Annotated in this window: 25 protein-coding genes; 18 read left to right on the forward strand and 7 right to left on the reverse strand. The window is 43.9% G+C overall.

Annotated features, from left to right (window positions below; translation table 11 throughout):
- Window positions 1–291 (reverse strand): radical SAM protein (locus BP896_RS08270; RefSeq protein WP_291767500.1); only part of this gene is annotated, 291 nt, incomplete at its 3' end.
- A 921-nt stretch (window positions 292–1,212) separates the two neighbouring features.
- Here BP896_RS08270 and BP896_RS08275 point away from each other — a divergent pair.
- Window positions 1,213–1,362: a hypothetical protein gene (locus BP896_RS08275; RefSeq protein ID WP_291767448.1), complete on the forward strand. Its 150-nt coding sequence runs from the start codon at window positions 1,213–1,215 to the stop codon at window positions 1,360–1,362.
- A 306-nt stretch (window positions 1,363–1,668) separates the two neighbouring features.
- On the opposite strand, the gene lysA is transcribed toward BP896_RS08275, so the two are convergent.
- The gene (lysA, locus tag BP896_RS08280; RefSeq protein WP_291767450.1) at window positions 1,669–2,877 is read right to left on the reverse strand and encodes a diaminopimelate decarboxylase; all 1,209 of its coding nucleotides are present in this window, start codon (window positions 2,875–2,877) and stop codon (window positions 1,669–1,671) included.
- A gap of 118 nt (window positions 2,878–2,995) precedes the next feature.
- On the opposite strand from lysA, the gene BP896_RS08285 reads away from it, so the two are divergent.
- The 3 genes from BP896_RS08285 to cyoE all read left to right on the forward strand — a co-directional run bounded on the left by BP896_RS08285 (window position 2,996) and on the right by cyoE (window position 4,682).
- The gene (locus tag BP896_RS08285; protein WP_291767452.1) at window positions 2,996–3,148 is read left to right on the forward strand and encodes a hypothetical protein; all 153 of its coding nucleotides are present in this window, start codon (window positions 2,996–2,998) and stop codon (window positions 3,146–3,148) included.
- Between the two features lie 56 nt (window positions 3,149–3,204).
- Complete coding sequence (gene folE, locus BP896_RS08290; RefSeq protein ID WP_291767454.1) at window positions 3,205–3,771, forward strand: GTP cyclohydrolase I; 567 nt, start codon at window positions 3,205–3,207, stop codon at window positions 3,769–3,771.
- A 65-nt stretch (window positions 3,772–3,836) separates the two neighbouring features.
- Complete coding sequence (cyoE, locus tag BP896_RS08295; RefSeq protein ID WP_291767456.1) at window positions 3,837–4,682, forward strand: heme o synthase; 846 nt, start codon at window positions 3,837–3,839, stop codon at window positions 4,680–4,682.
- A gap of 56 nt (window positions 4,683–4,738) precedes the next feature.
- Here the strand turns inward: cyoE and htpX are convergent, their stop codons facing one another.
- Window positions 4,739–5,734 (reverse strand): zinc metalloprotease HtpX, encoded by a 996-nt coding sequence (htpX, locus tag BP896_RS08300; protein ID WP_291767458.1) that lies wholly within the window; start codon window positions 5,732–5,734, stop codon window positions 4,739–4,741.
- Between the two features lie 238 nt (window positions 5,735–5,972).
- Between htpX and BP896_RS08305 the strand changes: the two genes are divergently transcribed.
- Window positions 5,973–6,716: an SDR family oxidoreductase gene (locus tag BP896_RS08305; RefSeq protein ID WP_291767460.1), complete on the forward strand. Its 744-nt coding sequence runs from the start codon at window positions 5,973–5,975 to the stop codon at window positions 6,714–6,716.
- On the forward strand, window positions 6,716–7,594 hold the full coding sequence (gene folK / locus BP896_RS08310) for a 2-amino-4-hydroxy-6-hydroxymethyldihydropteridine diphosphokinase (RefSeq protein WP_291767462.1): 879 nt from the start codon (window positions 6,716–6,718) through the stop codon (window positions 7,592–7,594). The genes BP896_RS08305 and folK overlap by 1 nt, the downstream gene beginning before the upstream one ends.
- Before the next feature lie 3 nt (window positions 7,595–7,597).
- Here the strand turns inward: folK and BP896_RS08315 are convergent, their stop codons facing one another.
- Window positions 7,598–8,062: a 30S ribosomal protein S17 gene (locus BP896_RS08315; protein ID WP_291767465.1), complete on the reverse strand. Its 465-nt coding sequence runs from the start codon at window positions 8,060–8,062 to the stop codon at window positions 7,598–7,600.
- An 11-nt stretch (window positions 8,063–8,073) separates the two neighbouring features.
- A complete protein-coding gene (locus BP896_RS08320) occupies window positions 8,074–8,502 on the reverse strand; it encodes a 30S ribosomal protein S19 (RefSeq protein WP_291767502.1) in 429 nt (142 codons plus the stop codon).
- Between the two features lie 402 nt (window positions 8,503–8,904).
- Between BP896_RS08320 and BP896_RS08325 the strand changes: the two genes are divergently transcribed.
- Window positions 8,905–9,132: a ribonuclease P protein subunit gene (locus tag BP896_RS08325; RefSeq protein ID WP_291767467.1), complete on the forward strand. Its 228-nt coding sequence runs from the start codon at window positions 8,905–8,907 to the stop codon at window positions 9,130–9,132.
- Here the strand turns inward: BP896_RS08325 and cobS are convergent.
- Together cobS and BP896_RS08335 are read right to left on the reverse strand one after the other, a co-directional pair.
- Complete coding sequence (gene cobS, locus BP896_RS08330; RefSeq protein ID WP_291767469.1) at window positions 9,119–9,910, reverse strand: adenosylcobinamide-GDP ribazoletransferase; 792 nt, start codon at window positions 9,908–9,910, stop codon at window positions 9,119–9,121. The genes BP896_RS08325 and cobS overlap by 14 nt on opposite strands.
- A complete protein-coding gene (locus tag BP896_RS08335; RefSeq protein WP_291767470.1) occupies window positions 9,858–10,895 on the reverse strand; it encodes a pyridoxal phosphate-dependent aminotransferase in 1,038 nt (345 codons plus the stop codon). Before BP896_RS08335 ends, cobS begins: the two co-directional genes overlap by 53 nt.
- Before the next feature lie 83 nt (window positions 10,896–10,978).
- On the opposite strand from BP896_RS08335, the gene BP896_RS08340 reads away from it, so the two are divergent.
- The 11 genes from BP896_RS08340 to BP896_RS08390 all read left to right on the forward strand — a co-directional run bounded on the left by BP896_RS08340 (window position 10,979) and on the right by BP896_RS08390 (window position 21,096).
- The gene (locus BP896_RS08340) at window positions 10,979–11,983 is read left to right on the forward strand and encodes an AAA family ATPase (RefSeq protein ID WP_291767471.1); all 1,005 of its coding nucleotides are present in this window, start codon (window positions 10,979–10,981) and stop codon (window positions 11,981–11,983) included.
- A 74-nt stretch (window positions 11,984–12,057) separates the two neighbouring features.
- Window positions 12,058–12,621: an exosome complex RNA-binding protein Csl4 gene (locus BP896_RS08345; RefSeq protein WP_291767472.1), complete on the forward strand. Its 564-nt coding sequence runs from the start codon at window positions 12,058–12,060 to the stop codon at window positions 12,619–12,621.
- A gap of 115 nt (window positions 12,622–12,736) precedes the next feature.
- Window positions 12,737–13,783 (forward strand): V-type ATPase subunit, encoded by a 1,047-nt coding sequence (locus tag BP896_RS08350; protein ID WP_291767474.1) that lies wholly within the window; start codon window positions 12,737–12,739, stop codon window positions 13,781–13,783.
- A 42-nt stretch (window positions 13,784–13,825) separates the two neighbouring features.
- Entirely contained in the window at window positions 13,826–15,013 is a 1,188-nt protein-coding gene (locus BP896_RS08355; RefSeq protein ID WP_291767476.1) for a substrate-binding domain-containing protein, read from the forward strand.
- 51 nt (window positions 15,014–15,064) lie between these two features.
- Window positions 15,065–15,982, forward strand: a complete 918-nt coding sequence (locus BP896_RS08360) for an ABC transporter permease (RefSeq protein ID WP_291767478.1) — start codon at window positions 15,065–15,067, stop codon at window positions 15,980–15,982.
- The gene (locus BP896_RS08365; protein ID WP_291767480.1) at window positions 15,983–17,020 is read left to right on the forward strand and encodes an ABC transporter ATP-binding protein; all 1,038 of its coding nucleotides are present in this window, start codon (window positions 15,983–15,985) and stop codon (window positions 17,018–17,020) included.
- Window positions 17,021–17,054: 34 nt separating this feature from the next.
- A complete protein-coding gene (locus BP896_RS08370; protein WP_291767482.1) occupies window positions 17,055–18,197 on the forward strand; it encodes an MFS transporter in 1,143 nt (380 codons plus the stop codon).
- A gap of 35 nt (window positions 18,198–18,232) precedes the next feature.
- Window positions 18,233–18,715: a signal peptidase I gene (locus BP896_RS08375; protein ID WP_291767484.1), complete on the forward strand. Its 483-nt coding sequence runs from the start codon at window positions 18,233–18,235 to the stop codon at window positions 18,713–18,715.
- 40 nt (window positions 18,716–18,755) lie between these two features.
- Window positions 18,756–19,244 carry a 30S ribosomal protein S13 gene (locus tag BP896_RS08380; protein WP_291767485.1) on the forward strand — a complete coding sequence of 163 codons (489 nt, stop codon included), beginning with the start codon at window positions 18,756–18,758 and terminating at the stop codon, window positions 19,242–19,244.
- A 45-nt stretch (window positions 19,245–19,289) separates the two neighbouring features.
- Complete coding sequence (locus BP896_RS08385; RefSeq protein WP_291767488.1) at window positions 19,290–20,129, forward strand: carbon-nitrogen hydrolase family protein; 840 nt, start codon at window positions 19,290–19,292, stop codon at window positions 20,127–20,129.
- Window positions 20,130–20,190: 61 nt separating this feature from the next.
- Window positions 20,191–21,096, forward strand: a complete 906-nt coding sequence (locus BP896_RS08390) for a polyprenyl synthetase family protein (RefSeq protein ID WP_291767489.1) — start codon at window positions 20,191–20,193, stop codon at window positions 21,094–21,096.
- Window positions 21,097–21,107: the final 11 nt, after the last annotated feature.

Here is a 21,107-nt window from a genome sequence, read left to right on the forward strand (position 1 = left end):
CTGGTTATTCCTAGCCCATTGTATTAATTCGCCAAGGCCGGCATATAACGTTGGTTCCCCATCACCAATAAACGTCAAGTAATCATAATTCCTAATTCTCGTTGCTACCTCCAATTCCCTAATTATATCCCTGGGCGGATAGAACATTCTTAAGTCATTTATCATATATCTTGTCCTACCCAGTTGACAGTATATGCAGTTGAAATTGCAGTATTTAAGTGGGACGACATTGACCCCTAATGATCTTCCTAACCTACGTGAAGGTACAGGCCCAAAGATGTAATGAAACATCCTGCTTCCCAATGCATTTATTGCGTTTTGGTTTAATAATTTTTATTAAATGTTTATATCTCTATTCTTGATTATTAAGTAATTGAATATGAATATTAAATTACTGAAAACAATAGCTCTTTCTACACTTGAATTTATAATGAGTATTCTAGAGTAATACAAATAATAATTGCATCCTAGGAACTGTACGTAGGCTGAACATAGATCCACATAATACGTTATGTGATTAATCCTCACGCTCACATGGTTGATTAGACGCCCAGCTGATGGTTAATGTGAATTAGGGCTGGGCTTAACAGCGAGTAGATACTCGTGACCTGGCATGTTATTTTAGCCATATTAATAAGTAACTGAAAGGTATGAATAAAGTACCATAATAAGGGCCTCTTTCTACACCAGTATATGGCGTAGGGCATGATGATCTATGTTTATAATGCCATAGTACGTGAATTCAGGGCATCCTCATCGCTTTCATCTGCTTTTCAATATAATTAAACTCATACCTGAAAGCTCATCCAAGCTTCATAGGCTGTAGGTCCATTATTCCTTAAGTTTAACTTGGCCGTCCTATCTATATCTCATATCTAAGCCGCTTATTGCAATAGGCTTAGTAAAACTAAGTCGTCTTAGTAAAGCCCAGTGGCCTCTGGTTTCATTAATTATTGAATTTAACTTGACCACTGGGAAATCTTAAAATACCCTCATTCAATTCTTAATACTTACTGCTAAAGTAGCTTAAGAAATAAGCTTGACTAGAGTACTTAGCAAAAATACTTATATAAGAGGTAAGTTGGCTTCTATTGAACTTTAATCTTAGGGAAGTGATGATGCGTGGCAGCAACTGAGTAATGAGGAGCCTTGTCTCACGCTGATTATTTAACATGCATCATTACTGTACATAGAATGATTAATACTTAATTCATGGTTTATTATGGTTACGTAGGCTACTTAATAGATCCACTTTATCCACGTGAAATTATTCTATCACTATTCATGCACCTTGATAGGGTATTTGCAAACATGATTAATGCATCTAATGTCAGTGGCTTAACACCATGGTTGCGTGGTTAGTTCATTATCCTGCCCCCTTAGGGTTATGTTATAGCCATTTTCCTTGTAATGCTTAGTGAGGCATTAATGTTGGCAATAGTGTAACCATTAGTTGCCCAATCAGCATCCTCTGCCTAATAGCCTTAGGATTGGTAATGCGCTTGCCGCAGTAATTTGGCTTAACATAGCCACGTTTACTCCACTTGGATGCTGGCTTACCAACATTAATAGGCGCGTAGGCGAACCACCTACTGCCTCCAAGCTTAATATAGCCTCCCCGCCTGCCCCAGTGGAGCCGGAATCCCTGTCCTTCAAGGCAGGAAGCCGTCAGTACTGAATGAAGTCTGGGATAATTTGAAGTATGGTTAATGAGTCTAAGGTTTCCCTAAGCCTACTTACCGCATGCTCATTATTGTAAACTATGACCTCCGCTGGCCTTAATCTACCATTGTAGTTACTGCTCATTGAGTACACGTAGGCTCCGGCATTAAGTATCACCAGGAGGTCACCCTCCTTAACCCTAGGTAACTCCCTATTGACGGCTAATTTATCAGTGTTCTCGCATATTGGCCCAACCACATCAACAGCCTCATTACCCTCACCCTCACTGCAGGTAATTATATGGTGGTATGCGCCATAAAGCATTGGCCTAATTAAAACATTCATACCAACATCAACACCAATATATGTCCTACCCCCCTTCCTCTTAACCTCAGTAACCCTGGTTAATAAGTAGCCGGCGTTACCGACAATGAACCTACCTGGCTCAACCCATAATTCACCAGGGAAGAAGCCCCTAAGTACACTTAACCTATTAAGGTCAAGAGGCCTTTCACTAGGCTTGTAAGGTATACCGAAGCCACCGCCCATGTCGAAGTAACTTATCTTAATGCCAACCTCACTCTCTATTACCTCGGCCTGCTCCTTAAGTAATCCAGCTATCTTCAGGAAGTAATCTGGGTTAAGCACATTACTACCCATCATCGCGTGTATGCCGAATTCCTCAACACCACTTGACTTAGCTAACTTATAGGCCTTAACCGCATCATCAAGGAACATGCCGAATTTACTGCCCTCACCGGCTAATGTAACACCTGGCGTGAAGCCCTCCCCATAGCCTAAGTCAATCCTGAAGAAGACTAATCTAGGCCTGTAACCTAGGGCCATAGCCCTCTCAAAGGCCCTCCTTGAATCGAAGTTGAAGATAACTCCTGCATCTATGCCGTACTTAATGTCATTATTCGATAAGTATGCGCCAGTGTAGAGTACCTCACTTGGCTTAAAACCAGCCTTAAGCGCCAAGTATATTTCACCTGGCGATGCAGCATCAGCCCCAGAGCCCAGCCTCCTAAGGAAGGCTAGTATGGCTAGGTTTGGGTTAGCCTTAATAGAATAGAGGACCTTAGCATTAAGTGCATCCTTAATGGACCTGTAGTTCCCCTCAATTAAGTTAAGGTCGTAGACTATTAATGGAGTATCATACTTATTAGCTAAGTCAATTAAGCCTACGCCTCCACCAACTGTGCAAGGATCCATGGGTTTAAGTTAACTATTAGAATGTATTTAACTATTAACGCTGGGGTATTACTTGAGTTAATTCTAATGCCGGTTTAATTGAGGTAATTTATATAAGCATCCCGTTTCAGGAGCACCTATGAGTATTTCAAGTAAGGTTAAGGAGTTGGCTAACAGTAAGCTTGAGGAGGCTAAGAAGCAGGTTAGTGCAAGGATTCAGGATGCTAAGGGTAGGATTATTGAGTACATTGAGGCCAAGAGGAGGGAATTACTTAAACTCACTGAGCAATAGCTTCAGCTTCATACATTGGTGAGTTTTTTAAAGAAATGCGGTGAAGGCTTGATTTTATGGGTGTTGATAAGGCCTTAATCAAGCAGGCGGTTAGGCAGATACTTGTGGCCATTGGTGAAGACCCTGAGAGGGAGGGGTTGAGGAGGACGCCTGATAGGGTTGCTAACATGCTTGAGGAGTTGACTAATGGACGTGAGGATAATGTGCAGTACACGCTCTTCGAGGGGTCCAGTAACATGATTATTGTGGCTGGTATAAGGTTCTCAACACTCTGTGAGCATCACCTACTGCCAATGCTTGGGGTGGCTCACGTAGCCTACATACCTAATGGTAAGGTTATTGGGGTAAGTAAAATACCTAGAATCGTTGTTAAGTACTCTAGGATGCTTCAACTTCAGGAGAGGTTAACTAGGCAGATAATGAATGAGGTTTCATCAGCCACAGGTTCAGGAGATGTCATGGTTCTCACTGAGGCTTACCACACCTGCATGATGATTAGGGGTGTTAGGAGCGCCTCACCCCTTGTTTCAATGGTCTATAAGGGTAAGTTTAATGACTCCTCACTTAGACTGGAGTTTCTGGAGTACATTAGGCCATTTAGGCTTAATAAATTCCTGGTATGATTAACCTAATTGGCTTATTTCAATCGAGTAAGGTATTTTAATAACCTGCATTGAGTGTTAGGCGTATGGCTATTGAGTACTTGAAGCTAATGAAACCCCACGTAATATGGCTACTGGTCCTCTCAGCATTAGTTGGCTACATTGCTGCGGCAGGACCATTAGTGAATTCAATTAAGTTAATTGAATTAACGGTGGTGGGTTTCCTATCCACAGGTGGTTCAGCGGCCTTCAACATGTATTATGAGAGGGATATTGATAGCCTAATGGTTAGAACCATGAAGCGCCCAATACCCAGTGGTAAAGTAGCGCCATTAAATGCATTAACGTTCTCAATAGCAGTAAGCCTCAGTGGGTTTACACTATCCTATGTTTGGCTTGGGCCATGGGTAACCTTAATGATTATGCTAGGTTGGTTCTTCTACGCGGTGTTATACACTATAATGCTTAAGAGGAGGACTTGGTTAAACATAGTGATTGGCGGTTTCGCGGGGAATGCTGCATTACTCTCAGGGTGGATTATGGCTAAGCCCATTGACCTGGAAGCTATATTACTATCAATGGTTATATACGTTTGGATCCCAGCCCATATTTGGTCACTTGCCTACTACGCTAGGGATGACTACAGGAAGGTTAACGTACCCATGCTACCCACTGTGGTTGATGAGAGGGCCAGCGTGAGGATTATATCTATACTTAACTTAGCTTCAATAATCTACATGCTGGTGCTTTACCAATTATACATGGCTAAGCCAATAGGCTACATCCTAGTTATACCAGCTACGATTGCGGGAATCATAGTAACCGCCAGGGCTCTTATTAAGCCAGGTAATGAATCATTTAGGGTAATGTTCAAGGCTACGAGCCCAATACTACTACTATTCCTACTAGCTGTAATAATATCTAGTGTTTAAGAAATTCTATAAATTAATTTTAGAAAAAAGTTGAGGAGGGAAAACTGATTTTAAGGCTAGTAACCCTCAGCGGCATACTTATCAAGTAGTTTAATCCTCTTAGCTGGATGCGGGTGATCTGAGAATAGCTCCTCAAGTACTGATGGCTTATAATTCCTCCAGTACTCTATTAACTCATCAACATCCGACTCAGGAACCTCCTTCCAATCCTTCGGTAATGGTGAGAAGAAGAGCATGTGGCTTAGGTTGGATCCAGCATTACGCTTAATAACCTTAGTAACCCTTGGATCAACACTTAAGTATATTTTAGCTAAAGCCCTCTGCAGGTTCCTAGCGGCTCCTGGTATTGTTATTGCTGAGTTTACATCAGCGTATGCCTCCCTCATCCTGTTGAGGGCCAGTAGGAAGAGGTTGAATACGAAGCTTACTGCCAATAATCCTAAGCCAATTAGCATTATTATGAATGGTGAATCAGAGTCGCGTCCACCACCCCACCATGATCCCCATATTCCACTGAACCATAGGCTGTAGCCAAGCCAGTATATTAATGCCGGTATTAGGCCTATGAACATTAGGAATTCCACATCCCTATGCCTCAAGTGGCCTAGCTCATGCCCTAGGACTGCCTTAATCTCATCCTTATTCAGTATCTTAAGTAATGGTGCAGTTATGGCAACCCTCTTACCCGCTATTGGGCTACTGTAGGCGAAGGCATTTGGGAAGGGTGCTTCAGCAATATAGACCTTAGGCGTCTTAATCCCATTAGCCTCAGCAACCTCATTAACCAAGTCAACTAACCAACCATACTTAGGGTCATCAGGGCTAACCTCCTTAGCATGATACATGGCGTTTATAATGTATGGGCCAAAGAGCCACTGTATAATGTTTATGAACATTATGAACACTAGAATACCAGTTATGGTGTAGGCCGTGGCTGCAACAGACCCAGTGACGAGTGCTAATACACCTAGGGCTATTGCTAAACCAAGTCCTATTATTACTACTGCCACGCCAGCCATGGATAACCTAAGCTTAACCAACTCCCAATCCATATGCTCCACATATGTTAAGCAGTTAAAAAACTTTCTCACAATAGTTAAATAACCCCATACCTCCTCCCTTCCCCTCATTCAATGCATCATTGGGGCGTAATTAAGTAATTATGCGGTTAACCTAATTTAGAATTTCATTTAAACGTTACACTACAATGTACTGAAAGCCTCAAGCCAACTTAGGGGGTAGGTTAGTAGGCGCGGAATAAATATGAGCCATGCTTAGTTACCTTAAGGTATGGTGGATTTAATTAAGGGTAAGACAGCTCTAGTAACGGGTGGCTCAAGTAGGTTAGGTAAGGTGATATGCAATTACCTGGCTAGAGAGGGGGTTAATGTAGTAATTCACTATAATTCATCAAGGGAGGAGGCCCTAAGGGTTAAGGAGGAGATTACTAGCTTAGGCGTTAAATCATGGGTTATTAAGGCAGATTTATCTAAGCCTAATGAAGTCGATGAATTGATTAATGAATCCTTTAAGCAGGCTGGTGAAGTTAACTTCCTAATCAATAATGCATCAGTGTTCCCTAGGGTGGGGTTAAGTGACTTAAGTATTAATGGCTTAAACTGGATTATGCAGGTGAATGCCTGGGCCCCATTAATGCTTACCCTAAGGTTCGCGAATATGGTTAATGAGGGTAAGGTAATTAATGTACTTGATTCAGTAGTGGATGGGTATAATTTCGAGAGGTACGCGTATTATCTAAGTAAGGTAATGCTCAATGCTGTAACAAGGTCCCTAGCCCTTAGGCTAGCCCCAAGGATCATGGTTAATGCCGTTGCCCCTGGCATTATTCTTCCAGCTAAGGATGAGGATACTGGGCGCGTAGAGGCTATGATTAACCAAGTCCCCTTGAGGAGGCGTGGATCACCGGATGACATCGCCCACGCCGTATTATTCCTACTTGAGAATAGTTATGTAACCGGTCAAGTAATATACGTTGATGGTGGTGAGCATCTTAAGCCCAGGGTGGTTTACTAATGAGCATGGGTTTATTTAAGATAGAGATTAGGGGGCTTAGGGTTAACACAATCATTGGGGTGAAGCCCAGTGAGAGGGCCAAGCCCCAGCCTGTGGTTATTAATGTTGAAGCTTGGGCTGACTTAAGTGAGGGGGTTGCTGGGGATTCCATTGAATGCACTGTTGATTACAAGGTTCTTAAGGATGAGTTAATCTCATACGTAAGTAATACTGATTTTAAGTTAATTGAAACACTTGCGGATAGATTAGCTAAGGTTTGCCTACAGGACCATAGAGTGAGGATGGTTAAGGTTAGGGTTGAGAAGCCTGGTGCATTAACAGGTGCTGAGGCGGCTGCAGTGGAGGTTTTTAGGAGGAGGGTTAGTAGGTTGGCTAAGGTATTCATATCCGTGGGCTCTAACATTAACCCTGAGTTAAATGTTAAGGAGGCTGTTATTAGGGTTAGGAGGATTCTTGGGCCATTAAGGATATCCACGGTTTACTTAACTAAACCAATACCTGAGAATCAACCCCCCTACTATAACTGCGTATTAGAGGCTGAAACAGCCTTAAGCCCAGCATCGGTTAAGGGGGTGTTAAGGGGGATTGAGAGTGAGATGGGTAGGGTTAGGGTAAGTGATAAGTATGCTCCAAGAGTCATTGACCTAGACCTAATACTCTACGGTAATTTAATAATTAATAATAGTGAATTAACAATACCTGACCCAGAAATAGGTAACAAGCCCTTCCTAGCCTTACCCTTACTTGAGCTTGAACCTGACTTAGTCATACCCGGCGTGAACAAGGCAATTAGGGAGTTGGCTAAGGGAATTAGCGGTGAGGATATGAAGCCCCTACCCGATTACACTAGGGAATTGAGGAGATTAGCCAGTGAATAGTATTTAACCTACTGCCTGCTGAGCCTCCTTAACCTCTGGGTTAACTGAGGTCACGTCATCCGGCCTCTTACCAAGTACAACGAAGGATATGAACTTAGCAAGCGGCCTAGTCTCTCCAATTATCACGTAGTCGCCAACGTTAACCTTAATGCATGGTGGTAAGTGCGCGTGAATATTCCTCCGCTTCCTCACGTACCTCTTATACTTAGGTGAGTAATGTAACCACTCGTGTTGAATAACCACCTGCCCCATGTAAACGTTCACAACCCTACCCTCAAGTATTATTCCCCTCACCTTAACGTGACCATGCCATGGGCACTTATCATCATTGCAAACAGCCTTAGGTGGAAGAAGCCACGGTATCCCAATATGCCTAACCCTAACCCTCTCACCATTAGGCAGCATAATAACCTCCCCCGGCCTTGGCCTCTCCTGGAGTTCAACCACGAGCCTGCTGGATTGAGCCATGTGCACTCACCTCACTTAGCCGCTATGTGTAGTGTTGACTTAGATGCCTTCAAGCCTGGTTCACCATGTTGCACTATCTTAGTGGTTATGGCGAATTCACCTAGGTAGTGCCCAATGTGCCATGGTGATATTGGTACTGGAATGTAGGTTATCCCATTGTAGACGTATATGGTTAAACCAACCATCTCAGGTAGTATAATCATATCCCTACAGTGAGTCCTAACAGGAATGTTCTTACCCTTAGCTGCGAAGGCCTTAGCCCTCCTAATCTTCTCAAGTAACTGCCTGTGGCATGGCCTCAACCCCCTCCTGAGGGTTCGCCTCTGCCTGGCTGGAAGGAGCTTAATGAACTCATTCATGGGCATCTTCATTAAGTCATCGAAGGTAAACCCCCTATACCTGAAATTCTTCCACTCCTCCTGGGGAATTGGAGTAGGCATTATCCAGCCCTTCCTACCAGCCTCAGCACTACTCTCCTCCTCCGCACCAGCGGCCGCAGGCGCAGCTGCCGTGGCGGCTTCAGTTGCCTTAGCGGTTGGCTTAGCCTCAACCTTGCCCTCAGGCTTCTTAGACATTACTAACCCAATATAGGTTCGCCTTTATAACCTTTACCTAAGGTCTTAATTTTACTTAAGCTACACATCCACGTACTAACGCTGATTCATCGTAAGTATCATTGCTGGAATCTTTATAAGGTTAAGTTTATTAATTTAGAATGCCCCGTAGGTGTGGGTAAGGGTGAGATGGGGATTAAACCCCACCCATGATCCCAGCCCCTCCGGGCGGGGTACATTCCTCAAGGTAAGTTAACGCATATTAAAGGGAAAGTGGCTTAATTCGGCATGCCCCTTAGGATTGAGTTGGTTGACTGCAGGAACAGTAACATGAATGGGTTAAGGGGTTTAGTGATTGGGCACACTGAAGGCACCATTAGGCTCCTTACCGAGACTGGGAGAGTGTTAATTATACCGGTTAAGTCATGTAGGTACTACGTTTGGTTAAATAACTGCGTAATGTTAATGACCCCTAGGGGGCTTAGGAAGCTTATTAGGAGAATTAATGCACAGTAAGTAGGTAACCCAGTGAGGAGTAAATAGTGAGTAAAGTAACCTTACTTAACTCAAAGGAGAAGCCCAACACGTCACCGTTAACGAACCCTAACCTGGAGTGGCTTAACTTAACTGTGAGTAAAGCCACAAGTAGGCTAACTAGAACGCTGGCAGTAATGGTAATGGAGATGGCTAATGCACCCCAATGGTAAAGTAACGGCAATATAATGGTAATAATCGCGTATAGTAGGGTGGATGATGTTAATTCAGCTTTTCCCTTGGCCTCAACTATGAATAACCGCCCTAACCCACCTTCACTTGGCTTACCTAGGTAGGCTGTGGTGTACATTACGTAGGCGGCGGCAGTCTCAGTAATGGGTAAGGTAACCAAAGCTTCCTTACCCATTGATAATAATGATGAGTAGACGAGTAGAACATTAATTAGGCCTAGGGTTAATGCGAAGGCCCCTCTATGAGGGTCCTTAAGGATCCTTACAGCATCCTCACCCCTCCTACCTGTTAATAGTGTTTCACCGAAGTCTAGGAACCCATCCATGTGTTGAAACCCATTAATTAAGTAAGTTAATGCGGTGGATAAGGCTGCCCCCACAGGTTTACTAATGAGCAGTGGTAATGATGATAGGAGCCCCTCAATTAAGCCAATTAAGGGGGCTAGGTAGAAGTACCTGGGCGCGTACTCAAACTTACCTCCAGCGGGTATTATTGTTAGGAAGGAGACTAACCCCCTAAGCCCCATTGAGAATTCTCTTAACCTCCTCAATAAGCCGCTCCTCATCATTAATCCCCCTCACCGCTATTCTAACGTGTTTACCCCCAAGCCCCATAAAGCCCTTAGGTATCCTCACCACTATGCCTTTATTAAGTAAGGACTCGTAGAGTTTACTAGACTCAATAGGTGCCTCAGCAAGCACGAAGTTAACGGTGGATTCATAAACCTTAAACCCTAATTCAATAAGCCCATTAACCAGGAAGCTCCTAAACCTACTCACTTCCCTCCTCGATTCCTCAAGGAATGAGACGTACTCACCACTGTACTCACCGTAAACCCCCCTAGCTACCTTATCTGCACAACTGTTGACATTCCATGAAGGCAGTACAGTCCTCATTAACTCCATTACCTGGGCATTAGGGGTATAGACGTAGCCTATCCTTAACCCAGGCAACCCAATCTCCTTAGTTAAGGACCTAACCACAATAAGGTTACTGTACCCGCTACCCATTAGGCTCATTGATGGGTTTACGGATAAGTTAATGTAGGCTTCATCAATAATCACTAAGCCTGCATCATTAATCACGTTAATTAACTCACCCCTACCATGCAGGGCGCCTGTTGGATTACTTGGGTTACTGAGGAGGACTACATCATCCCTCTGGGCCTTAACATCCCCAAGTACGTATGATGAATCACCATGAGGCATTAAGTGATGAGTAACCCTAAGTCCAATTAACCTACAGTACTCCTCAAACTCGAGGTCACCGTAATTCGGTGAAACAATTAAGCACCTCCTCATTCCAAGTAGCCTAGCAACCATTAGTGATGCGTAAAGCCCCTCAGAGGCCCCATTAACTGGAGTAACCTCCCCATCACCTACCCCATTAAAAGCAGCAATAGCGCTCCTTAAGTCAGCGTAGGTGTAGTCAGGGTACGTGGAGTACTCACACTCCTTAATCAACCTAGTGACGAAGCCTGGGGGTGCGAGGGGATTAATGTTGGAGCTGAAGTCTAATTCACCGCGCTTAGTTAACCCACCATGGTACTTCATTACTTATTCCTCATTACCCTTAAAATATAAACTTACCCACATACTGAGAGAGGTTTTTATTCAGTGGTTTTAGGAGAATGCTGATGCAAAGTAATTCCAAGGATTTACTGGGATCATTACCGACATTATCTAGTTTACTTAAGCGTGATCCAATAAGCATGGAGGCTAAGGTGGTTAAGTCAATTAGGGAGAGGGGCGTCAATAATATACTTAAGTCACTGGAATCCAGCCTCAGGGGCCTTGGTGAAGCAACACTTGATGTGTTAAGTGGCTTATCAGTGGGTAGGCATGTGATGATAATGGGCCCTGTGGGTGTTGGTAAGACGACGCTTGCTGAGGAGATAGCCGGCATACTAGCCTTAGATAACCCACCCTACATTGAGGTGGCTTGCCACAGCCACATGACGGCCACTGAGCTCACTGGGGACATTGATATAGCTGTGGCTCTTCAAGCAGGCCTAGACCACCCCTTAGCCTACATACCTGGCCCCCTCGTGCTCTCCCACGGTAAGGTGCTTATAATGGATGAGATAAATAGGCTTAACCCATATAGTCAAGCGTCACTACTACAGGTTCTTCAGGAGCACTACGTTTACATTAGGGGTTTTAGGATTAGGAGTGACTTCCTAATGATAGCCACATCAAACCCAGCTGAGTACTCCGGCGTTTATGAGCTTAGTGAGGCCTTGGCTGATAGGATGAAGGTTGTTGAAATCCAGTACCCTGATAGGGAGTTGCTTAAGGCTATACTGGAGTGGAAGGCTAACTTAACCTTAAGCCACATTGGCGTTAAGACACCAAGCATGTTGGCTGAGGTTTTAACAAACTTCATAACGCTAATGAATCAGGACGGCATAATTGAGGTTTCACCAAGCATAAGGGCTTCAATATACGCCCTAGCCAACACAATGGCTAAGGCATGGATAGAGAGGAGGGAGCCAGCCTTAAGTGACCTTAAGAAGGAGGTATTAGCCAACATGGCTCACGTGGTTAGGGGGAGCTTCTCAAGTGAGGGGGAGAAGAGGGATTACATAGCTAGGAAGTTCGATGAGGCTGTGACCATAACCACTAGGTCAGGGAGAAGATGAATATGCTGGGTCCTGATTAGCAGTGTATTCATGTTAGGGTTAGTGTTATTAATAGTGCTTAGCTTAGCTGAACGATGCAGGAGCCTTCAGTGAGTAGAGCCTTAGTAACGCCTGGTGAGGAGTTGGGTGTTGAGGAGGAGTATCTTCCCGGTGATAATGCGTATGTTGATTCAGGTTACGTTAAGTCAATGGTTCTTGGGATTGCTGAGTGGGATAGGGTTAACCATGTGGTTAACGTTAAGCCACTTAAACTAAGCCTCATTAGGCCTGGGCAAATAGTGTATGGTAAAGTGTATTATTTTCCAAGCGATAAGGTTGCCATGGTTAGGATCTTCGCCGTTCAACAGCAGGATGGGGTTAGGAGGATTCAGGCTGAGACTGGTATACTTTACGTAACCTACGCCTCTGAGGAGAGGTTAGGTACCATTTATGATGCAGTGGGTTTGGGGGACTTAATTAAGGCGAGGGTTTTATCCAGTAAGCCACCATACCACATAAGCCTAAGGGGTCCATCACTTGGGGTTGTTGAAACCAAGTGCCCTCAATGTAGGGCAGTTATAGTGCCTTCATCAACATCAGGTAAAATAACCTGCCCAGTCTGCGGCTTCGTCTTTAGGAGGAAGGCAGCACCATCATGATTCAATCCACTTAAGGTAATTAACGTGGGTGATTTAACCATGTCCCTCTATTAAGGGTGGTTAATGCATTAATTAAGTATTAATACTTAATAAACGATAAAGCGTGGTGTAGGTGATGTGGGTTATAAGGAACCCTTACATTGGACCAAGGGTTAGGGGTGTTAAGGCTAGGTTAATTTCAATGGATCAATTAAGGAATATGATTTTCTCAACCAGCGTAGATGATTTCATATCCCTCCTGGCTCAAACATCATATAGGGGTATTGCTGATAAGATAACTAGGGAAACACCACCTGAGGTGGTTTCTGAATTAATACAGGGATTGGTTGTTAATGAATTGTGGGGTATGGCATCTACAATGCCCAATGAGGTTAGGGATGCCTTGAAGACGTATTTACTTAGGTATGAGGTAGATAACATTAAGGCTGTGGTTAGGTTAATGGCATCTGGTCAATATAGCCGTGAGAGGGCTGAGAAGATGATTAAGTGGTACTTTGAGGATGCATTGGGCCGGAGGTTCATCATGGTGGATTTATTGAATGCAAGTAATGTGGATGAGTTGGCCAGCCGTTTAGCTGCCTTAAGGCATCAATCTCATGAATACTTACTTAAGGCAATTGACCTAGCTAGGAATAATCCAGGCTTTGATGAGGTTATCTTCGAAACAATGCTGGATAGGTCTTGGCTTGAACCCCTCCTGAAGGCTGCTGATCCAATACCGCAAGTATCCAGCTTCATGGTTAACTTCTTCAACATAAACGTAGCCCTAAGGAGTAAGCTCTGGAACCTACCAATTCCAGTGGGTAGGGCCTTAATGATACCTAGTGGGATTGGGGCTGAATTGGAGAGGAGGCTTCAAGAGGATGCGCCAAGAATACTTGAGTATCTTGCAGGTGACCCAATAGTGTCCCGTATACTGTCGAGCGGATTCAATGAGTTGAGTGATGTAGTGAGGTATCTTCACGTATCCTACTTCACAGCCTACAGGAGGTTTGCCTCATCAGTACTTAACATGAGTACTGAGTTCTCCCCAGCCTCGGCGTTAGCCATGGTTCACTTAAGGGACCTTGAGGCTCAAGTATTGTCATCAATATATAATGTTGTTTGGAGTAATGCACCAAGGAGCATTAGGGAGAAGATGTATTTGCTGCTTATCTCCTAGATAGGGTAAAATTTTTAAGCGTTATTATTTTACAGATAACGCATGGCCTCCAACTCCATACTGGCCGCAGCCATAGTAGTGGCTTTAATAGTGGGTGTTGCCGCTGGATATGGGATCGCCTCAGCTCACGTAGGTAAGGTAACTAGTGCAACTACGTTAACCTCAATAACAACAGTTACATTAACAACCACCTCACCAGTAACAGTTACAGTAACGCATGCCCCATCACTTAGCCAACCCTTCATAGTTGGTGCTGCTGGTACATTGAAGTTTGCCTTCACTGATTTACTAAACATAATGAAGGGCATGTACCCTGGCTTAAATATAGGTCAACCATACTTTAAGGGTAGTGGTGATGTGGCTCAGTATGAGCTTCAAACAAATCAGCTCAGCATAATGGCCTCAGCGGACACCACAACAATACCATCAGTACTCTTCACGCATAATTACACTGATTATGAGATAGCCTTCGGCGTGACTCAAATGGTTATTATAGTTGACTTAAATACGACTGCTGGGCAGGAGGTTTATAGGCTTTGGCAGGAGGCTCAAAGTTACCCACCCTTATCGGCTCAATGGAATAATACCTGGAGGGAGATATTCACTATAATAGCCTTAAACTCAAGTACAGTGGTTGGGGTCTCAAACCCATTCACTGATCCATCAGGCTACCAGGCACAGTGCATGATTAAGTTAGCTGGATTAGCGTTCTTCAATAATGCATCATACCTGTATGATGCTATTTACGGCCACTCAAGTAAGTACTTCATGAGGAATACTGAGATAGATTTATTCACTTTAATGCAAGCTGGCCAGATTCAATTCATACTATCAGCGTACTTAAGTAATGCACTACCACAGACGCAGGAGTATAAGGGGACAGCCTACATAACGTTACCCCCTATGGTTAACCTAGGTAATTTAAGCTACGTACCCTACTACCACCAGGTTAATGTAACGTGGACTGAGGTTGGGGTCACTAAAACATTCATATGCAACCCAGTGGTGTACACAGTAACAATACCTAAGAATGCCCCTAACCCAACGGCTGCATTATATTTCCTAACACTACTCTACAGCCCAATAGGGCAGAAGATACTTGAGGAGAATGGTATTCAACCAATAGTACCAGGAATAGTATACGGTAATTACAGTAATGTACCAGCCATCTTAAGGCCATTCACGGCGCCAGTTAGCCAATACCCACAGTATGCCCCAATATTCCCGTGATTTTAATCAATTTTAAACCTTTTTTAAAACACTTTCTAGGTGCCTTTAAATATGGTTTACATTGGTGAACTCCCCCTTAAAGTAGCTTTAGTAGCCTCATTACTCATATTAGCCATCTTAATAATCTACCCACTAATACTAATTATAGTATTAGGATCACCCCAAATCACCTCAGCATTATCCGTGGGTAGTTTCATAGAAGCTGTTGAAGTCACAGCCATCATGTCAACACTATCAGCCCTAGTGGCAGTGGTAATGGGTACTCCACTAGCCTACCTGCTGGCTAGGTATGAGTTCCGCCTTAAGCAATTGCTTGACTCGATAATAGACATACCAATAATGATACCTCACATAATAGTCGGCATAATGATAGTCTTAGCCTTCGCATCCAAGTATAGTGTACTGTTTAATTCACTTAATGCAGTTATCATGCATTTAAGAGCCTTTAACTTAACCCTACTCCACTATGGGTTCCTCCACATCCTCCTATCACCTATGGTTAATGCGTTAATATACGTTTTATCAGTGGTGGTGGGTATTAAATTCATTAATACACTTTGGGGTGCTGTTGCAGCTGTGGCCTTCCTATCATCAACATACTACATTAGGGTTACTGAAGCCGCAGTATCCATGGTTAATCCTGAAATGGAGATAGTTGCCAGGACCCTTGGGGCGAGTCCAAGTAGGGTGTTTGTGTCAATAACGCTACCTAAAGTGTGGAGGGCTATGGCTAATGGTGCGCTATTATCATGGGCTCGTTCAGTATCTGAGGCTGGTGCCTTATTCATAATAGCGTACAGCATATACTTCAACGGTGGTTACGTTTACCCAGCATCAGTCTATATTTATGAGAGTTATGTTGGAGTTGGGTTAAGTAATGCAGTTAAGTATTCGGCTGCATTGCTTGTGGTTGTATTAGCAATATTCGTAGTTTACAGGGTTATTTTAAGCATTAGGAGGGGTGGTTAAGTGGGGGTTGCCCTTAAGCTAATTGATGTTGAGTTGAGGCTTGGATCCTTTAAACTAGGCCCAATAACAACTTCAGTAAGTGATGGAACATACAACGTGATAATGGGGCCAACTGGTAGTGGTAAGTCAACGTTAATTAAAATAATAGCTGGAGCCTACAGGCCTAATTCAGGCTCAGTGGTCATTAATGGGGAGGATGTCACGGATAAACCCCCTGAATTAAGGGGGATAGCTTACGTTCCTCAGGGTTATGCGCTTTTTGACCACATGACTGTTTACGAGAATATTGAGTACGGCCTTAAGGTTAGGGGTGTGCCTAAGAGGATTAGGGCTATTGAGGTGCGTAGGATTGCTGAAGATTTAGGCATACTTAACCTACTTAATAGGGGGGTTAAGGGCTTGAGTGGTGGTGAGAGTCAGAAGGTTGCCTTAGCCAGGGCTCTCGTCATTAAGCCTAAGGTACTTCTACTTGATGAACCAATGTCAATGATGGATGTTAGCACAAGGGAGAGCCTAATACCACTCCTAAGGAGTATACCAAGTAAATTCAATACCGTTGTAGTGCATGTTACTCATGATAGGAATGAGGCCTACACCTTAGCCGATAAGATACTTGTACTTAATAATGGGCAGTTGATTGAGGAGAATGAGCCAGAAGCAATATTTACAAGACCCAGTAGGCTCTTCACCGCACAGTTCGTGGGCTTTAGTAATATAATACCCGCAACAGCTGTTAAGTCCCCCCAAGGCTCAATGGTACTTATTGGGAATCACGTCCTATACTCAACGGAGAGGGTTGAGGGTAAGGTTTACGTCTGTATTAGGCCTGAGTGGTTTAGGGAGGGTAATGGGGATGAGGGTAATATCATTAAGGGTGTGGTACTTGAGGTTGAGAGGGCTAGCATGGGCTTTAGGGTAATGATTAATGTTGATGGAGTACCCTTAACTGCGATTACTCAATCAAAGCCAAGTAAGGGGGATTCCCTTAGCCTAACCATACCACCCAACCTAATCCACCTAATACCAGCCACTGAATAAGTACTGTTTTTAATAAGGGTTAAGTGGGGCTTTAATGATGAGGAACTGGTTCATAATAATTCAGGGGCTATTACCCATGATGCTTATATCCGCCTACCAATACAGTTGGAATCTACTCATAACACCATTAATGAGGAGCCTCAATGTTGATTTACCAGCAATTCAAGTAGCCTACTCACTATTTGTCCTATTCTCCACGATTTCACAGGTGCTTGGGGGTTATGTTGCTGATAGGAGGGGGCCTAGGTTAATTGGTGTAACTGGCGGTGTATTAGCTGGCTTAGGTATGATGGCGTCACCGCTTGTTCACGGTGTTAACCAATTCTACGCTTTATGGTCAATGGGGAGTATTGGAGTTGGCTTAATCTACGGCGTATCAATAAACCTAGGAGTTAAGTGGTTTAGTAGGACTAGGGGCTTAGCCACAGGCATCATAAACATGGGTTTTGGGCTTGGGGCAACATTCTTCAACCCCCTAATAACGCTATTGATTATTAAGGGTGAGTACAGGTACCCAATGATACTAATAGGTGTATTAATATTAGTCATAGTCATACCCTTAATGTCAATAGCCAAATATCCCCCAAGTCAAGTTAGGGGCATGCAGCTTACTAAAATACCCCCAGGCTTCTGGCTTGCCTTCCTATCATTCTCATTAATGGGTATCCCACTTCAATTATTCTCATCAAGCCTCTCAGTACTGGGTGAGGGCTACGGCTATATCATAGTGTCCACGGCAGCATCCCTACTCCCCCTATTCAGTGGGATTGGTAGGCCAATAATGGGTTCAATATCGGATAAGTTAAGTAGGAGGAGGACTATTCTTGTAACCGGCACTGTGTTAACAGCCTCAATGCTAACACTGCTTATTCACTCACCCATAGCCTACGTGGTATCAACAATAATTACTGGTGTTTTCGGGGGTTCAGTAATAACGTTATTCGCATCCCTTGTGGGTGATGAATACGGTATAGTTAACTCAACTTTCCTATTCGGCGTGCTCTACAATGGTAAATTCGTGTCGGCCCTAATGGGTAGTGTGGTTTTCGCAGAGCTACTTAGGGCCATTAACTTAACTAATTCACTCATAATTGAAGCCTCCCTGACAGCAGCATCAATATTAATATTCGTAGCCTTCACCAAGGCCCAGCCTAGGAGGCGGATGGCTATTATTTGAAAAACACTTAATAATGCGCCTTCACGGGGTCCTGCATGGACTCTAGTAAGGTATTAAATACAGTTGGCTACATTGCCTTAGCGGTAATACTGGTTTACCTAATACTGAGCATAGCAGGCATCGTTAAGATACCATGGGCCACAGTGGGTGGTTTTAGTATGGAGCCCACCCTGGAGTCCGGTACATTAGTGGTACTATGCCCAGTACCAAGTAACATCACTGCGCTTCTCGGCCACGTGGTCGTTTATGACCATTACGGTGAGTACATAATACATAGAGTTATAGATGTTTATCAATCAGCCGGCACCTACTACGTTATCACTAAGGGTGATGCAAACCAGGTTGCTGATCCATGGAATACGCCTATTAATCAAGTGTATGGGGTAGTGTGCTTAAGCATGCAGTACGTGGGTTTAATAACGCTGGTGCTTAGGAAGCCGCCTACGTTAATGCTGGCTATTGTAACAATGCTAGTTCTTTGGCTTGCGTTAAATGAGGTTGAGAAGAGGGTTAAATGAAGTGAAAACGCATATAAAGGGAGGTTTGGCCTGCCTCCTAATGTCTGAGGCTAGTCAAGGCAGGCAGATAGTGCGTGTTGGGGATACTGACTTAGATGGGTCTAAGGCTGTTGCCTACGCGTTGGCTAAGATTAAGGGTATTGGCGTATCCACTGCCGTTGCCATATGCAGGAACCTGGGTATTAATCCACTGGTTAAGTTAGGGGAATTGAATGAGGAGATGGTTAGGAAGCTTGATTGGGCGGTTAGGAACCTTCACCAAGCAGCCCCAGCCTGGTTCGTTAATAGGCCTAAGGACCCTGAAACAGGCAGGAACATACACCTAATAGGCGCTGACCTAATACTAACGGCTAGGAATGATATAGAGAGGGAGAGGCGCATACTGTCCTGGAGGGGGATTAGGCATAACCTAGGCTTGAAGGTTAGGGGGCAGAGGACTAGGACAACCGGTAGGCTTGGGCCAGTGGCTGGTGTTCAACGTAGGAGAATGCCCACTGGAGCCGGTGGAGGGGAGGGTGGCCAAGGTTAATTGCCCTGAATAACACTTATTAACTTCCCTCATTAAGCCTTCCTAATGCTGAGGATACACTTAATTCAGTACGCCAGTAAACTGGGTGATCCTGAGTATAACATAGGTAGGTTAAGGGAGTACGCTAAAAGTAATTGTAGGGGTGATGGTAATGATGTCTTAATCACCCCTGAATTATACGTACCAGGCTACATGTCCAAGGACCTCCTCCTCCAGATAGCTGAACCACTGGATGGTAAGTCTGTAAGTGAGTTAACTGAAATAGCGAGGGAGGGTAAATGCACAATAGTTACTGGTATTGCTGAGAGGGATAAGGACACTGGGGTTGTTTATAATTCAGCAGTGGCCATTGGGGAGAATGGCTTACTGGCATTCTATAGGAAGAGGCACCTACCCAGTTACGGGGTCTTTGATGAATCAAGGTACTTCGGCATCGGTAGGGGTGATGCACCAGTCTTCCTGTTAAACGGAATTAAGGCTGGGTTAGCCATATGCTACGACGCCTTCTACCCTGAGGTCTCCAGGGCGTTAATGCTTAAGGGTGCTAAGGTTCAATTATACATAAGCGCAGCCCCAGATATGTCGAGGCCCCACTTTGAAACATTCATTAGGGCTAGGGCCATGGAGAACGTATCCTTCGTAATATACGTTAACACCATTGGGCAGTACGATGGCTTAGGCTTCTTCGGGGGAAGCTTCATAGTGGATCCCCTTGGGGAGGTTGTGGCTAAGGCTAAGTACTATGAGGAGGACACTGTGGTTACTGAAATTGACCCAAGCCTAGTGGATAACTACAGGTCAATAAGGCCAATACTGAAGGACTACACTTGGGATGATGTTAGGTATCTGCTTAGGAATTATAAGTCAAGCTACAGGGTGTATTAGCAGTTAAATTAGTTAAAATGATTCGTGGAAAAACTATAAAAATGGTTAACCCCGGCAATTAGTGAAGTTCACTATGGCTTTCATTTTTGAGCTGCCTAAGGAAATAAACGATGCGCTGAGCCTCATCATTAATGAGCTTGGTAATTTACTTAGTGGAATCAACATGCCTCCCAACTTAAGGGAATCAGCAATGCATTACATTCAAAATAAGGGTAAGATGATTAGGCCCCTCCTAACCCTAATAACAACCCACACTCTGAATGGTAATTTAATGGATGCCGTTAACCCAGCCATTGCAGTTGAGCTAGTTCACGTGGCTACCCTGCTTCAGGATGATATAATTGATGGGCACTTAATGAGGAGGGGTTCTGAAACCCCATTTAAGAGGTACGGGACCGAATACACTATATTAGCCAGTGACTTATTAATTGCTAAGGCAATAGAGTACTCGTTGAAGTCTAAGACTAGGAGGATAACTATGGAGTTAACTAATGCGGCATTAAGATTAGCCATAGGGCAATCCTATGAGCTTGAGTATAAGCTGAACAGTAAGGTGGATATGAATATTTACATGAGGATTATTGAGAATAAGACGGCATCACTGATCTCAGCTGCAATAGTGCTGGGTGGTTACGTAGCTGGTGCGGATAATAACACTATTAATTTACTTAGGTCCCTTGGGGAGAAGCTCGGTGCAGCGTATCAGATAAGGGATGATATAATAGATTACCTTAACCTAGATGAGGATAATCCAAAGGGCTTAAGGAGCATTGACGTTAATGTAATTGATGCACTTAAGGCCGAGGGCTTCAGTGATCCACTTAAGGAGGCTTATAGATTATTCATGAACTACATGGGTGAGGCAAGGGCAATTGCCGCATCAGTAAGGGGTGGTGAAGTCTTCGTGAACATTATTGACTTCCTTCAGGATCCCTTAACTAAGCTTATTGAGGGGAATAAGAATTAGGTTTAAGGATT

Origin of the sequence: Caldivirga sp. UBA161 (assembly GCF_002506515.1) — an archaeon.
Taxonomy (GTDB): Archaea; Thermoproteota; Thermoprotei; order Thermoproteales; family Thermocladiaceae; genus Caldivirga.

Coding starts and splice junctions, on each gene's coding strand:
- BP896_RS08315 (WP_291767465.1), bottom strand. CDS start 8,062: ATGGCTCAATCCAGCAGGCTCGTGGTTGAACTCCAGGAGAGGCCAAGG.
- BP896_RS08360 (WP_291767478.1), top strand. CDS start 15,065: ATGGTTTACATTGGTGAACTCCCCCTTAAAGTAGCTTTAGTAGCCTCA.
- BP896_RS08305 (WP_291767460.1), top strand. CDS start 5,973: ATGGTGGATTTAATTAAGGGTAAGACAGCTCTAGTAACGGGTGGCTCA.
- BP896_RS08385 (WP_291767488.1), top strand. CDS start 19,290: ATGCTGAGGATACACTTAATTCAGTACGCCAGTAAACTGGGTGATCCT.
- BP896_RS08355 (WP_291767476.1), top strand. CDS start 13,826: ATGGCCTCCAACTCCATACTGGCCGCAGCCATAGTAGTGGCTTTAATA.
- cobS (WP_291767469.1), bottom strand. CDS start 9,910: ATGATGAGGAGCGGCTTATTGAGGAGGTTAAGAGAATTCTCAATGGGG.
- BP896_RS08335 (WP_291767470.1), bottom strand. CDS start 10,895: ATGAAGTACCATGGTGGGTTAACTAAGCGCGGTGAATTAGACTTCAGC.
- BP896_RS08340 (WP_291767471.1), top strand. CDS start 10,979: ATGCAAAGTAATTCCAAGGATTTACTGGGATCATTACCGACATTATCT.
- BP896_RS08275 (WP_291767448.1), top strand. CDS start 1,213: ATGGTTTATTATGGTTACGTAGGCTACTTAATAGATCCACTTTATCCA.
- BP896_RS08350 (WP_291767474.1), top strand. CDS start 12,737: ATGTGGGTTATAAGGAACCCTTACATTGGACCAAGGGTTAGGGGTGTT.
- BP896_RS08325 (WP_291767467.1), top strand. CDS start 8,905: ATGCCCCTTAGGATTGAGTTGGTTGACTGCAGGAACAGTAACATGAAT.
- BP896_RS08370 (WP_291767482.1), top strand. CDS start 17,055: ATGATGAGGAACTGGTTCATAATAATTCAGGGGCTATTACCCATGATG.
- BP896_RS08285 (WP_291767452.1), top strand. CDS start 2,996: ATGAGTATTTCAAGTAAGGTTAAGGAGTTGGCTAACAGTAAGCTTGAG.
- BP896_RS08375 (WP_291767484.1), top strand. CDS start 18,233: ATGGACTCTAGTAAGGTATTAAATACAGTTGGCTACATTGCCTTAGCG.
- BP896_RS08380 (WP_291767485.1), top strand. CDS start 18,756: ATGTCTGAGGCTAGTCAAGGCAGGCAGATAGTGCGTGTTGGGGATACT.
- BP896_RS08345 (WP_291767472.1), top strand. CDS start 12,058: ATGCAGGAGCCTTCAGTGAGTAGAGCCTTAGTAACGCCTGGTGAGGAG.
- htpX (WP_291767458.1), bottom strand. CDS start 5,734: ATGGATTGGGAGTTGGTTAAGCTTAGGTTATCCATGGCTGGCGTGGCA.
- lysA (WP_291767450.1), bottom strand. CDS start 2,877: ATGGATCCTTGCACAGTTGGTGGAGGCGTAGGCTTAATTGACTTAGCT.
- folK (WP_291767462.1), top strand. CDS start 6,716: ATGAGCATGGGTTTATTTAAGATAGAGATTAGGGGGCTTAGGGTTAAC.
- cyoE (WP_291767456.1), top strand. CDS start 3,837: ATGGCTATTGAGTACTTGAAGCTAATGAAACCCCACGTAATATGGCTA.
- folE (WP_291767454.1), top strand. CDS start 3,205: ATGGGTGTTGATAAGGCCTTAATCAAGCAGGCGGTTAGGCAGATACTT.
- BP896_RS08320 (WP_291767502.1), bottom strand. CDS start 8,502: ATGCCTACTCCAATTCCCCAGGAGGAGTGGAAGAATTTCAGGTATAGG.